At 68.3% G+C, this 13,073-nt stretch carries 12 protein-coding genes and 1 pseudogene; 1 reads left to right on the top strand and 12 read right to left on the bottom strand.

What is annotated here, in order from left to right:
* Positions 1-12: 12 nt before the first annotated feature.
* Positions 13-1,104 (bottom strand): M24 family metallopeptidase, encoded by a 1,092-nt coding sequence (locus tag G6N13_RS22010; protein ID WP_163700499.1) that lies wholly within the window; start codon positions 1,102-1,104, stop codon positions 13-15.
* Between the two features lie 33 nt (positions 1,105-1,137).
* On the opposite strand from G6N13_RS22010, the gene G6N13_RS22015 reads away from it, so the two are divergent.
* Positions 1,138-1,764, top strand: coding sequence for a B-4DMT family transporter (locus G6N13_RS22015; RefSeq protein ID WP_163700502.1), 627 nt, complete (start codon positions 1,138-1,140; stop codon positions 1,762-1,764).
* Between the two features lie 250 nt (positions 1,765-2,014).
* Here the strand turns inward: G6N13_RS22015 and aroQ are convergent, their stop codons facing one another.
* The 11 genes and pseudogenes from aroQ to G6N13_RS22070 all read right to left on the bottom strand — a co-directional run bounded on the left by aroQ (position 2,015) and on the right by G6N13_RS22070 (position 12,898).
* Complete coding sequence (gene aroQ, locus G6N13_RS22020) at positions 2,015-2,458, bottom strand: type II 3-dehydroquinate dehydratase (RefSeq protein WP_163700505.1); 444 nt, start codon at positions 2,456-2,458, stop codon at positions 2,015-2,017.
* The gene (gene aroB, locus G6N13_RS22025; RefSeq protein WP_163700507.1) at positions 2,455-3,543 is read right to left on the bottom strand and encodes a 3-dehydroquinate synthase; all 1,089 of its coding nucleotides are present in this window, start codon (positions 3,541-3,543) and stop codon (positions 2,455-2,457) included. The genes aroQ and aroB overlap by 4 nt, the downstream gene beginning before the upstream one ends.
* Entirely contained in the window at positions 3,540-4,205 is a 666-nt protein-coding gene (locus G6N13_RS22030; RefSeq protein WP_163700510.1) for a shikimate kinase, read from the bottom strand. Before G6N13_RS22030 ends, aroB begins: the two co-directional genes overlap by 4 nt.
* Before the next feature lie 4 nt (positions 4,206-4,209).
* Positions 4,210-5,427, bottom strand: coding sequence for a chorismate synthase (gene aroC, locus G6N13_RS22035; protein ID WP_163700512.1), 1,218 nt, complete (start codon positions 5,425-5,427; stop codon positions 4,210-4,212).
* Positions 5,428-5,507: 80 nt separating this feature from the next.
* Positions 5,508-5,936 (bottom strand): prepilin peptidase, encoded by a 429-nt coding sequence (locus G6N13_RS22040; RefSeq protein ID WP_179965037.1) that lies wholly within the window; start codon positions 5,934-5,936, stop codon positions 5,508-5,510.
* A gap of 10 nt (positions 5,937-5,946) precedes the next feature.
* The gene (locus tag G6N13_RS22045; RefSeq protein ID WP_163700515.1) at positions 5,947-6,747 is read right to left on the bottom strand and encodes a shikimate dehydrogenase; all 801 of its coding nucleotides are present in this window, start codon (positions 6,745-6,747) and stop codon (positions 5,947-5,949) included.
* Positions 6,748-6,753: 6 nt separating this feature from the next.
* Positions 6,754-7,989, bottom strand: coding sequence for an endolytic transglycosylase MltG (locus G6N13_RS22050; RefSeq protein WP_163700518.1), 1,236 nt, complete (start codon positions 7,987-7,989; stop codon positions 6,754-6,756).
* Positions 7,982-8,479 carry a Holliday junction resolvase RuvX gene (ruvX, locus tag G6N13_RS22055; protein ID WP_163700521.1) on the bottom strand — a complete coding sequence of 166 codons (498 nt, stop codon included), beginning with the start codon at positions 8,477-8,479 and terminating at the stop codon, positions 7,982-7,984. The genes G6N13_RS22050 and ruvX overlap by 8 nt, the downstream gene beginning before the upstream one ends.
* Positions 8,480-8,484: 5 nt before the next feature.
* Positions 8,485-11,175, bottom strand: coding sequence for an alanine--tRNA ligase (gene alaS, locus G6N13_RS22060; protein WP_163700524.1), 2,691 nt, complete (start codon positions 11,173-11,175; stop codon positions 8,485-8,487).
* A gap of 78 nt (positions 11,176-11,253) precedes the next feature.
* A pseudogene (locus G6N13_RS22065) lies at positions 11,254-11,388 on the bottom strand (YjbQ family protein); the annotation flags it as partial.
* A gap of 181 nt (positions 11,389-11,569) precedes the next feature.
* Complete coding sequence (locus tag G6N13_RS22070; protein ID WP_163700526.1) at positions 11,570-12,898, bottom strand: replication-associated recombination protein A; 1,329 nt, start codon at positions 12,896-12,898, stop codon at positions 11,570-11,572.
* Between the last annotated feature and the right edge of the window lie 175 nt (positions 12,899-13,073).

Consider the following 13,073-nt stretch of genomic DNA (forward strand, 5'->3'; position numbering starts at 1 on the left):
TCTATCCGGTCCTCACCGGACCATGAATTCCTTCGGGAATCGGGTCAGCAATTCGGGGCTTCGCTCGCCGACGACCAGGGTGTCCTCGATGCGGACACCGCCACGGTCGGGCAGGTAGACACCGGGTTCCACGGTCACCACGGAGCCAGCAAGCAGTGTACCGGCGGCAGCGGAGTTGATTCCCGGTGCTTCGTGGATCTGCAATCCGACGCCGTGCCCGAGGCCGTGGCCGAAGTACTCGCCGTAACCGGCGTCGACGATGACCCGCCGCGCAGCGCCGTCGACATCGCGCAGCTCGGCCCCGACGTCGAGGGCATTGCGGCCGGCCTGCTGCGCGGCTGCCACCACTTCATAGATTTCCCGCTGCCAGTCGGCTGCCGCCCCCAGCACGAAGGTGCGCGTCATATCGGAGTGATAGCCGCCGACCAGCGCACCGAAATCGATCTTGACGAAATCGCCGCTGGCCAGCACCGCGTCGGTGGGCCGGTGGTGTGGGATCGCCGAATTGGCGCCGGCGGCCACGATCGTCTCGAATGACGGTCCGTCGGCGCCGTGCTCCAGCATCAACGCCTCGAGCTGGCGGCCGATCTCCCGCTCGGTGCGTCCGGGCCGCAGGCCGCCGCTGTCGACCAGCTCGGTCAGGGCCGCGTCAGCCGCTTCACCGGCCAGTCGCAGCAGCGCGATCTCGCCGGCGTCTTTGACCTCTCGCAGCTCCTCGACGGTTCCCGAGGCCCGCACCAGTTGGGCGGCCGGATGATCGTCCAGCTCACGAGCCAGCACGTCGAACCCGTCGACGGTGACGACATGGCTCTCGAATCCGATCCGGGCCGCACCGTCGGCCACCGCCCGCCCGACCAGATGACGCCCGCAGGCCCGTTCGATGGCGGTTTCCACGTCGGGCGCCTGGCGCGCGGCCTGCGTCCGGTAGCGCGAATCGGTGGCCAGCACCGTCGGCGTGTCGCCCGCGAACACCAGCAACGCCGCATTCGAGCCGCTGAAACCGGACAGATAACGCACGTTGACCAGGTCACTGATCAGAATCGCGTCAAGCCCGTCGGCTGCCAACCGGGCGGCAAGTCGGTCCCGGCGTTGGGAATGTGTCACGGTCGCTGACGCTACTCGCTACGCTGCCTAACCATGACTACGTGGTTGTTGCGCGGACTGGCCTTCGCTGCCGGCATGGTGATCGTCCGGATCCTGCAGGGCACGTTGATCAACATCTACGAAACCAAGGCCGGATCGATCAGCATTCTGCTGGTCGTGGTGTTCGCCATCGCATCGTTGATCTGGGGCCTGCTCGACGGCCGCGCCGACGCGAACACCAATCCTGACCCGGACCGCCGCCGCGATCTGGCCATGACCTGGCTGTTGGCCGGGCTGATCGCCGGCATCCTTTCCGGTCTGATCGTCTGGGTGGTGTCGCTGTTCTACACGAACGTCTACGCCGAGGGCCTGATCAGTGAGCTCACCACGTACGCGGCGTTCACCGCGCTGGTGGTGTTCATCCCGGCCATCGCCGCGGTGGCCATCGGCCGCTACCTGGTCGATCGCAAGCGGCCCCCGCAGGAGCGCCGCCGCGAAGACGGCAGCACCGGCGACGTGTTCGACGCCGCCCGCGACGACGATCGCACCGGACCCATTGCCGGGCTCGGCACCCACGAGGCCGCGGCGACCGAGGAGCAGACGTCCTCGGTGGCGACCGCCGAGCGCGACGAGCCGACCGAGCAGATCGATATGACCAAGGGCGAGACCCCCAAGTCCTGACCCCCGTTTGGCAGCATCGTCGCTACTATCTGACGGCGGTGAACGCGGCGAGGAAATCCGTCGACAGGTGATCCAGTGGTGGCATGTGCGGGCGGGCGCGGTCGTTACCGACCTGCAGTACCCACGTCTGCATCGCGATCCGCCACAGCTGCTCGGCCCGCCCCCCAGAAGTGCGGCTCCAGCAGATCGGCGTGCTCCTCCCAGGCCTGGGCAGAGGTGTCGGCGCCCAGCGCCATCCGGTTCGACACGGCTAGTCGATGGTGACGTCGGGGGTGGCCAGGTAGCGCAGTGCTAGCAGGTAGCCCTGCACACCGAGTCCGACGATCACGCCGGTCGCGATCCCGCTCAGGTACGAGTGGTGCCGAAACTCTTCGCGCGCATGAACATTGGAGATGTGTACCTCGATCAGCGGGGCCTTGAGCTCGGCGCAGGCGTCCCGCAACGCTATCGACGTGTGGGTGAGCGCACCGGCGTTGAGGATCACCGGGTCACCGGCGTCGGCCGCGGCGTGCACCCAGTCGATCAGCTGGCCCTCGCTGTTGGATTGGCGCACCACGGCGGTGAGCCCGAGCTCGGTGGCCTGCGCCTCGATCAGCATGACGAGGTCGTCATAGGTCGTGCTTCCGTAGATCGCGGGTTCGCGGCGGCCGAGCCGATCCAGATTGGGCCCGTTGAGCACCAGGACGGTTGTCACTGCTTCGCCACCTCCGCGTAGGCCGCCGCCAGGAGCGCCGGATCGGGGCCTTCCAGCCGTCCCGGTTTAGCCAGCCCGTCGAGCACGACGAACCGCAGCACCCCCGAGCGAGTCTTCTTGTCACCGGCCATGATGTCGACGAGTTCGGGAAACACACCGGGCTCGTAACTGACCGGCAGCCCCAGCGCGGTGAGCACGTCGCGATGCCGCGCGGCGGTTTCGTCATCCAGCCGGCCGGCCAGCCGGCCGAGTTCCGCGGCGAACACCAATCCCACCGACACTGCCGCACCGTGGCGCCACTTGTAGCGCTCGCGACGTTCGATGGCGTGCGCCAAAGTGTGCCCGTAGTTGAGGATCTCGCGCAGCGCCGACTCTTTCTCGTCAGCGGCCACCACCTCGGCCTTGACGGCGACTGCCCGCCGGATCAGCTCCGGCAGCACCGCACCGACCGGGTCGACCGCGGCCTGCGGGTCGGCCTCGATGAGGTCCAGGATCTTCGGATCGGCGATGAAACCGGCCTTCACGATTTCGGCCATCCCGGCGACAAGTTCGTTGCGCGGCAACGTTTCCAGCATCGCCAGATCAACCAGCACACCGGCCGGCTGGTGGAACGCACCGACCAGGTTCTTGCCCGCGTCGGTGTTGATCCCGGTCTTGCCGCCGACGGCAGCGTCGACCATGGCCAGAAGTGTGGTCGGCACGTGGACGATGTCGATACCCCGCAGCCAGGTCGCCGCCGCGAAGCCGGCCACGTCGGTGGCCGCCCCGCCACCGAGGCTCACCAACGCATCCTTGCGGCCAATACCGATGCGGCCCAGCACCTCCCAGATGTAGCCGACGACGGCCAGGTCCTTGCCCGCCTCGGCGTCGGGGATCTCGATGCGGTGGGCGTCAACACCCGTGCCCGACAGGTGCGCTCGGATGGCTTCGGCGGTCTGCGACAGTACCGGTTGGTGCAGGATCGCCACCTTGTGCCGCCCGCCGAGCAGCTCACCGAGCTCGCCGAGCAGGCCGGTGCCCACGATCACCGGATAGGGCGGATCGACGGCGACCTCGATGGTCACCGGCTCACGAGTCTCGGTCATTTGCGAACTCCGGCGCGACGAGCGGCCAGCGCCGCCGGGGTGGCAGGCGTGACCGGGGTGGACTCCACCGGCTTATCCGGTGACGGTGGGGGGGAACGCTTGTCGTTCGCCGACGACGAACGCCGCCACGGCGGCCTGCGCCGACGGGATGGCTGCGGATTCTCCATCCGGGTCATGATGTGGCGCACGACCGCACCGGGGTTGCGCCGGTTGGTGTTGATCCGGATCGTTGCGACCCGCCGGTACAGCGGCACCCGCTGATTCATCAGCGTGCGGTACTTCTCGGCGTGATCGGGTCCCGCCAGCAGCGGGCGGACGGTGTTGCCACTCGTCCGGCGCACGCCCTCGGCCGCACTGATCTCCAGGAAGATCACGGTCTGCCCGGCCAGCGCGTCGCGCACCCCCGGTGTCGTCACCGCGCCGCCGCCCAGTGACAGGACCCCGTCGTGAGCCGCCAGCGCTTCGCGGATGACCTCTTCTTCGATGCGGCGGAATTCCTGCTCGCCGTCTGCTGTGAAGATGTCGGCGATGGTGCGGCCGGTCTTCTCCTCGATGGCGGCGTCGGTGTCGAGCATCGCCACCCCCATCGCCTTGGCCAGCCGCCGCCCGATGGTGGACTTCCCGGAGCCGGGCAATCCGATCAGCACGGCTTTCGGCGCCATCGCGCTACCCCGACGCCCGCACCGGCGGATCGGACGGCATCCGCTGCGCCACCGCCTGCAGGTAACCGTCGACGTTGCGCCGGGTCTCCGACAGCGAATCGCCGCCGAACTTCTCCAGCACCGCGCGGGCCAACACCAGGGCGACCATGGTTTCCACCACCACAGCAGCGGCAGGCACCGCGCACACGTCGGAGCGCTGGTGGATGGCCACGGCCTCATCACCGGTGGCCATGTCGACGGTCGCCAGCGCGCGCGGCACCGTGGAAATCGGCTTCATCCCGGCCCGGACCCGCAACGGCAGACCGTTGGTCATCCCGCCCTCGAGGCCGCCGGCCCGGTTGGTGGAGCGGACCACGCCATCGGGGCCGGGGTACATCTCGTCATGGGCCTGGCTGCCGCGCCGCCGAGCGGTCTCGAAGCCGTCGCCGATCTCGACGCCCTTGATGGCCTGAATGCCCATCACCGCGCCGGCAAGCTGGCTGTCCAGCCGGTTGTCACCGCTGGTGAACGAGCCCAGACCGATCGGCAGTCCGTGGACGACGACCTCGACGATGCCGCCCAGGGTGTCGCCGTCTCGTTTGGCCGCCTCGATCTGGTCGATCATGTCGGCTTCGGCAGCCTTATCGAAGGCCCGGACCGGGCTCTCGTCGATGCGGTCGGAGTCGCCGGCGGCCGGCGAGGGGCCGTCGTAGGGCACCGACGCACCGACGGAGATGACGTGCGAGAGCACCTCGACGCCGAGTGCCTGGCGCAGAAAGGACCGCGCGATGGTACCGGCGGCGACCCGCGCCGCGGTCTCGCGGGCGCTGGCCCGCTCGAGCACCGGACGGGCGTCGTCGAAGCCGTATTTCAGCATGCCGGCGAAGTCGGCGTGGCCGGGTCGGGGGCGGGTCAGCGGCGCGTTGCGCGCGACGTCGAGATCATCAGCGGCGACGGGATCCGAGGCCATCACGGTTTCCCATTTGGGCCACTCGGTATTGCCGATCTCGATGGCGATCGGGCCGCCCAGGGTGGCGCCGTGGCGGACCCCGGCCAGCACCGTGACCTGGTCCTGCTCGAACTTCATCCGGGCGCCGCGGCCATAGCCCAGGCGCCGGCGGGCCAGCTGCTCGGCAATATCAGAGGAGGTGACCTGCACACCGGCGACCATGCCCTCGACCACGGCTACCAGCGCGCGGCCGTGGGATTCACCGGCGGTCGTCCATCGCAACACGCGTCCCATCTTCCCACGCCGGTCACGGCAGACCCAATTTGCTGTCCGGCAGGCACGAGAAGACACCGCCATGACGAAAACCCCGATCGCTAGAACAGGACGAGTGCCGCGGCGGTCAGGCTAGCCACGCACATCGACGGGCCGTGCGGCACCGTCGCGCTGCGATCCCGCACCGCGATGACAGCGGCCAGTAGCGCCGTCAGCACCGGCGCGCCCAGCGCTGCCAACAGCCAGACATCGGGGCCGAACGCGCCCGTCAAGCCACCCACACCGAGTGCGAGCTTGACGTCGCCGGCGCCCAACCCCGCTGGGATCGCCAGGTGCACAACCAAATACAGTGCAGCCAGGCCCAACGCTCCGGCCAGCGCAGGCAGGCCACGGCCGTCCAGAAAAGCGACGGCCAGCACCGCGACCGCCCCGGGCAGCGTCAGCATGTTCGGCAACCGCCGATCGCGGACGTCGAACACCGTCAACCCTGCCGCCCACACCAGCACGATCCCGAACCCAATCAGGCGCATCGGGGCGACGTTAACCGAGCGCGGCGGCCATCTGCTCACGCGGCGCCGGATGCCCTGTGAATTGTTCGACCTGACTGAAGGCCTGATGCAGCAGCATCTGCACGCCGCTGATCACCTCGCCGCCCGCTTCCTGCACGGCGGTGGCCAGCAGCGTGGGCCACGGGTCGTAGATGGCGTCGAGCAGCACCGGCGCCCGGGCGAATACGCCGGCGTAGGAGGCTGCGGCATTGGCGGGGACGGTGCTGACCAGGCCGTCGGCGGCGGCCGCGAGCTGTGGGAGCCGCGGGTCGGTCAGGTCGCAGAACGCGACGGTGACGCCGACGGCCGCACCGAGGTCCAGCAGCCGGGCCGCCTTGTCACGGTTGCGGGCCACGACGGTGACCTCGATCGCGCCCAGGTCGGCCAGCGCCACGATGGCGGCGGGTGCGGTTCCGCCCGAGCCGAGCACGATCGCGTGCCGAAGACGCCGGACATGCCCGAGTGCACCGGCGACGCCATCGATATCGGTGTTGTCGGCGCGCCAGCCGTGGTCGGTGCGGACCAGCGTGTTGGCCGAGCCGACCAGTTCGGCGCGTTCGGTGCGTTCGTCGGCGAACTGTAGGGCGGCGAACTTGCCCGGCATCGTCACTGAGACGCCCACCCATTCGGGGCCGAAACCTCTGAGCAGGCGCGGCAATTCATCGGCCGTGCACTCGAGGCGTTCGTAGGTCCAGTCGGCGAGGCCGAGCGCACGGTAGGCGGCCAGATGCAGCAGCGGGGATTTGGAATGCGCGACGGGTGAGCCCAGCACCGCCGCCTTACGCGCGGTCATCGAGGCCTAGCGAGCCGAGTCGAGCACGCCATTGCGCTTGGCCAGCTCGATATTGGCCAGGTGCTGCTGGTAGTCGCGGGTGAACAGGGTGGTGCCCTCGGTGTCCACGGTGACGAAGTAGAGCCAGTCCCCCGGCTCCGGCCGTTCGGCCGCCGTCAGCGCCTCTTCGCCCGGTGAGCAGATCGGCGTCGCCGGCAGCCCCTGCACGGCGTAGGTGTTCCACGGCGTCAGCTGAGCCCGGTCGGCGTCGGTGGTGGCGATTTCCTGCCGATCCAGCAGGTAGTTGACCGTCGAATCGAATTCCAGTTTCTGCGGCACCGCCAGCCGGTTGTAGATCACCCGGGCGACCTTGGCGAAGTCGTGCGGCTTGGCCTCGCGCTGCACCAGCGAACCGACGACCAGGATCTGGTACGGCGACATGTTCATCGCCTTGGCGGTGTCCAAAAGCCCACCGCCGACGTAGTGATCAGCGCTCTGGCCGACCAGTTTGGCGATGATGTCCCGCGGGGAGGCCGACGGGTCCACGTTCCAGGTGCCCGGCGCGATCAGCCCCTCCAGGCGGCGGTGGTTCTTACCCAGCCCGGCCACCGGTTGGGCCGCCCACTCCGGCACGTTCAACTGTTCCGGCGGTGCCTGTTCGGCCACCTTGCGCAGGTCTTCGGCGGGCACGCATTTCTGCTCGTCGCCCCGCGGGACGCAGGTGGCCTTGGAGATCAGGGTGAAGATGCCGTCGGTCACCTTGCCCGACCCGACCTCGGCGATGTCATCGAGTTGGCGGCCCTCGGGGATCACGATCTTGCCCACGCGGTTGTGCGGGTCGGCGAGGTGTTGCACCGCGGCCGACGCCGACATCTCGGTGCGCACGGCGTAGAAACCCGGCTGGATCGCGGCAATCGCCGCGTTGTCCTTGGCCGCGTCCACGAATCCCTTGACGTTGGAGATGACGCCCTTGTCGCGCAGGATCTGCGCGATCTGAGTGGTGGAGTCGCCATCGTGGACCTGGACGACGACGTCATCCTTGCCATCGCCGGCGAAATCGCCCGAGCCACCACCGCCGAACACCTCGCCGCCCAGGTACACCGCGGCCACCACCACGACAACCAGCAGGGCTGCCGCGGCAGCCCCGATCAACCTGCGGCGGTTACGGTTTCGTCGGGCACGGACCCGATCGAGGCGACTCATCCTCCGTCTTGGCGGACCGACCACCACCGGCCCCGAGCGCTCGTCGTAGTCCTCAGACATCGTCGCCCTCGTTCGTCATGGCCCGGCGCTGGTCCAGCCAGCCCTGCAGAATCCCGACCGCGGCGGCCTGATCGATCACCCCGCGCTGGTTCTTGGCACGCACGCCGGCCTCCCGCAACGACCGCTGGGCCACCACTGTCGTCAGTCGTTCGTCGGCCAGCCGCACCGGCACCGGGGCGATCCGCCCGGCCAGCGCGTCGGCCACCTCTACCGCGTCCTGCGCCGACGCCCCGGCCCGGTCGGCCAGTGTGCGCGGCAACCCGATGACCACTTCGACGATGTCGTGTTCGGCCACCAGCGCGCTCAGCCGCCTCAGATGCCGTGCGGAACGGTCACGTCGAACTGTTTCAACGGGAGTGGCCAGGATCCCGTCGGGATCGCTGAGCGCCACCCCGATCCGCACCGTGCCCACGTCGACACCGAGCCGCCGACCCCGCCCGGGATCTTCGGCGCCGGGCCGGTCGGGCACACGGTTCTGTGCGGAGAGCACTGAGGCTAGCTCCGCGCGATCTCTGCGCGAACTGCCGCCAGTGCCCTATCGATTCCGGCCGCGTCCCTACCAGACCCCTGAGCCAGGTCGGCCTTGCCGCCGCCCCGCCCGTCGACGGCCGACGAGATCTGCTTGATCAGCTCGTTGGCGTTCAGGCCGGCATCCTGCGCAGCCCGGTTGGTGGCGGCCACGTACGGAACGCTGCCCTCATCTCCTTCGGAGATGAGCACCACGACGCCGGGCTCCGAGCCCAGCTTGCCGCGGATATCGCCGACCAGGGAGCGCAGATCGCCGGCGGTCATTCCGGCGGACATCCGTTGTGCCACGAGACGGACCTTACCCACCTGCTCGGCGCCGGCGGCGGCGTTCGCCCCGGCCGCCTTCGCGCTGGCCAGTCGGATCTTGTCGAGTTCTTTCTCAGCGGTCTTGAGCTTCTCGACGAGGGTGGCGACGCGCGCCGGCACCTCTTCGGACGGCACCTTCAACGACGTGGCCAGCCCGGCCATCAGCGCGCGCTCCTTGGCCAGGTGCCGGAAGGAGTCCAGACCCACGTAAGCCTCCACGCGGCGTACCCCGGAACCGACCGAGGACTCACCGAGGATCGTGACCGGACCGATCTGGGCCGAGTTGTGCACGTGGGTGCCACCGCAGAGTTCCAGTGAGAACGGGCCACCGATCTCGACTACCCGGACCTCGTCGGGATAGGACTCACCGAACATCGCCATGGCGCCCATCGCCTTGGCCTTTTCCAGCTTCTCGTTGAAGGTGTGCACCTCGAAGTCGGCCTGCACGGCCTCGTTGGTGACTTCTTCGACCTGAGCGCGCTGCTCGTCGCTCAACGCGCCCTGATAGTTGAAGTCGAACCGCAGGTAGCCCGGGCGATTGAGTGAACCGGCCTGAACGGCGTTGGGCCCCAACACCTGTCGCAATGCGGCGTGCACCATGTGGGTGCCGGAGTGACCCTGGGTGGCGCCGCGACGCCACTGGGGATCGACGGCCGCGGTGACCATGTCACCCTCGACGAACTCGCCGGATTCGACCCGGACCCGATGAGCCCACAGCGTCTTGGCGATCTTCTGGACATCGGTGACGCTCGCGTGCGCGGTCGCCGATGATCCGGTACCGGAGATGGCACCCTCGTCGGCGATCTGGCCACCGGACTCGGCGTAGAACGGGGTGCGATCCAGGATCAGCTCGACGGTGCCTTCAGCGCCGCCGTGGCTGACCACCGGCACCCGGACACCGTCGACAAAGATTCCCAGAATCGTTGCCTGCGAGGAGAGTTCGTTGAATCCAGTGAACTCGGTAGGTCCGCCGTCGACCAGGTCGCGGTAGGCCGACAGGTCCGTGTGCGCCTGCTTGCGCGAGGCGGCGTCGGCCTTGGCCCGCTGGCGCTGCTCGGCCATCAGACCGCGGAAGCCCTCCTCGTCCACCGACAGGCCGGCCTCGGCGGCCATCTCTAGGGTGAGGTCGATCGGGAAGCCATAGGTGTCGTGCAAAGTGAAGGCGTCCGAGCCGGACAGCGTGGACTTTCCGGCGGCGCGGGTCGATTCGGCCGCGTCCTCGAACAGCCGCGAGCCGGCAGCCAGGGTCCGGTTGAACGCGGTCTCCTCGGCGACCGCGATCCGGTGGATGCGGTCGAAGTCGGTGACCAGCTCCGGGTAGGACGGGCCCATCTCATCGCGGACGGTGACCATCAGCTCGCTCATGATCGGCTGTTCGACACCGAGCAGTTTGGCGGCGCGGATGATGCGACGCAGCAGCCGCCGCAGCACGTAGCCGCGACCCTCGTTACCGGGGGTGACACCGTCACCGATGATGATCGCCGCGGTGCGGCTGTGGTCACCGATGATCCGGTAGCGCACGTCGCTGGCGGTTGAGCTGTGGTTTCCGTACGGGACGCGCGCGTACTCCGCGACCTTGTCGATCACCGGACGGACCAGGTCGGTCTCGTAGACGTTGTCGACGCCCTGCAGCAGGCAGGCGATGCGCTCGACACCCATACCGGTGTCGATGTTGCGGCGCGGCAGCGGCCCGAGGATCTCGAAATTGTCCTTGCTGGTGCCCTCGCCGCGCTCGTTCTGCATGAACACGAGATTCCAGATCTCGATGTAGCGGTCCTCGTTGGCCTCGGGTCCGCCATCCACGCCGTACTCCGGGCCGCGGTCGTAATAGATCTCCGAGCAAGGCCCACATGGCCCCGGGATCCCCATCGACCAGTAGTTATCGGCCATGCCGCGACGCTGGATCCGCTCGAGAGGCAGCCCCGCGACCTCCTGCCACAGTTCGATCGCCTCGTCATCATCGAGATAAACGGTGGCCCAAAGCTTTTCCGGGTCGAAGCCGTAGCCACCCTCGGAGACCGCATTGGTCAACAGGCCCCAGGCCAGCTCGATGGCGCCCCTCTTGAAGTAGTCGCCGAAGCTGAAGTTGCCGGCCATCTGGAAGAAGGTGTTGTGCCGGGTGGTGATGCCGACCTCGTCGATGTCCGGGGTGCGGATGCATTTCTGCACACTGGTCGCCCGGTCGTACGGCGGGGTGCGCTGCCCGAGGAAGAAGGGCACGAACTGCACCATGCCCGCGTTGACGAACAGCAGGTTCGGGTCATCGAGGATCACCGAGGCGCTCGGCACCTCGGTATGACCTGCCTTCACGAAATGATCCAGGAAACGCTTCCTGATCTCGTGTGTCTGCACTGAAATTCCTTGCGTTCGGGATGCGGCTCGACTGACGCCTCGACCGCTCCACATTACCGGTCGACCGACCTTGACCGGTCAGCCGCCCACGAAGCTCAGCCGAACCGATCGGCGCGGGTTGTCCCTGTTCAGATCGACCAACACCACGCTGCGCCAGGTGCCCAGCAGCGACGTGCCGTCGGCCACCGGAAGCGTCACCGTTGGCGACACGACGCCGGCCGTGGCGTGCGGGACGTCGAGCACATCGGTGTCCACGATTCTCACCGTAGCTCAAGGCCAGACCCGACCAGTTCGACCGGGCCGTCGAGTTCTACAAGCTGACGGCGCTTCCCGAGATCGAACAGTTCGGCGGGTTCGAATTGGCGATCGCCCGGCTGCGCGTACCCGAGATGGCTTAGCGCCTGCGCCGGATGATCGCCCGCAGCTTGTCCAGCCTGCTGGCGATCTCCCGCTCCGCACCGTGCGTGGTCGGCGTGTAGTAGTCGACCCCCACCACTTCATCGGGCGGATACTGTTGCGGCACAACACCATCGGGGTCGTCGTGCGGATACCGGTACCCGACGGCATTACCGAGTTTGGCCGCCCCCGCATAGTGCCCGTCGCGCAGATGCGCCGGTACCAAACCAGCTTTGCCCGCCCGGATATCGTTCATCGCCGCACCTAATGCGGTGGTGACCGCGTTGGATTTCGGCGCGGTGGCCAGGTGCACCGTCGCGTGCGCCAGGGTCAGCTGGGCTTCCGGCATTCCGATGAGCGCGACAGTCTGCGCGGCCGCGACCGCGGTCAAAAGCGCTGTCGGGTCGGCCATCCCGATATCCTCACTAGCCAGGATCATCAGCCGGCGCGCCAGGAAGCGCGGATCCTCTCCCGCGGTCAGCATTCGCGCCAGATAGTGCAGCGCAGCGTCGACGTCGGACCCGCGGATCGACTTGATGAACGCGCTGATGACGTCGTAGTGCTGATCGCCGTCGCGGTCGTAGCGCACCGCCACCTTGTCCAGCGACTGCTCGATGGTCTCGACGCTGACATGCTCACCTGATTCGGCGGCGACCTCCAGCGCGGTCAGCGCTCGGCGGGCATCACCGGCGGACAGCTGCACCACCAGCTCGACGGCGTCGTCGTCAACGGTGACGGCTGCGGCCAGCCCGCGCGGGTCCTCAATGGCCCGCTGAATCACGGCGCGGATGTTGTCGGCGGTCAGTGGCTGCAACTGCAGGATCAGCGATCGGGACAGCAGCGGAGCGACAACGGAGAACGACGGGTTCTCGGTGGTGGCGGCCACCAGCAGCACCACGCGGTTCTCCACCGCGGCCAGCAGGGCGTCCTGCTGCGTCTTGGAGAAGCGGTGCACCTCGTCGATGAACAGCACGGTCTGTTCGCCGTAGGCCGCCGCCCGCCGGGCGTTGTCGATGACGGCGCGCACTTCTTTGACACCGGCGCTCAGCGCCGAAAGCGCCTCGAACCGCCGACCGGTGGCCTGCGACACCAGCGATGCCAGCGTGGTCTTACCGGTGCCGGGCGGGCCGTAGAGGATCACCGACGCCGCACCCGAACCCTCGACGAGCCGTCGCAGCGGCGAGCCGGGGCGGAGCAGGTTCTCCTGCCCGACGACTTCGTCCAGACTCGCCGGGCGCATCCGGACCGCCAGCGGAGCCGACGTCGGCGCGGCCGAGCTGACCCGGCCGTCGTCGCCGCCGGGCACATCGAACAGGCTGTCGGACACGCCCTCAGACTTACCACGTTCGTAATGTGGTCGTCGTGACTGCACACGGCTGGGTTCTGTTCGCCGCGATGCGTCATCTGGGGCATTCCGTATCTGTTGATCACCCGATCGGCGGTCGGTGCGGCGCTGCTGCTGCCGCTGGCACTGTCGCGCGATGCTCGCACGCTGCTGCGTC

The sequence above is a fragment of the Mycolicibacterium sarraceniae genome (genome assembly GCF_010731875.1).
GTDB classification, from domain to species: domain Bacteria; phylum Actinomycetota; class Actinomycetes; order Mycobacteriales; family Mycobacteriaceae; genus Mycobacterium; species Mycobacterium sarraceniae.

Coding starts and splice junctions, on each gene's coding strand:
- G6N13_RS22015 (WP_163700502.1), top strand. CDS start 1,138: ATGACTACGTGGTTGTTGCGCGGACTGGCCTTCGCTGCCGGCATGGTG.
- aroB (WP_163700507.1), bottom strand. CDS start 3,543: ATGACCGAGACTCGTGAGCCGGTGACCATCGAGGTCGCCGTCGATCCG.
- G6N13_RS22030 (WP_163700510.1), bottom strand. CDS start 4,205: ATGGCGCCGAAAGCCGTGCTGATCGGATTGCCCGGCTCCGGGAAGTCC.
- aroC (WP_163700512.1), bottom strand. CDS start 5,427: ATGGGACGCGTGTTGCGATGGACGACCGCCGGTGAATCCCACGGCCGC.
- G6N13_RS22040 (WP_179965037.1), bottom strand. CDS start 5,936: ATGCGCCTGATTGGGTTCGGGATCGTGCTGGTGTGGGCGGCAGGGTTG.
- G6N13_RS22045 (WP_163700515.1), bottom strand. CDS start 6,747: ATGACCGCGCGTAAGGCGGCGGTGCTGGGCTCACCCGTCGCGCATTCC.
- G6N13_RS22050 (WP_163700518.1), bottom strand. CDS start 7,989: ATGTCTGAGGACTACGACGAGCGCTCGGGGCCGGTGGTGGTCGGTCCG.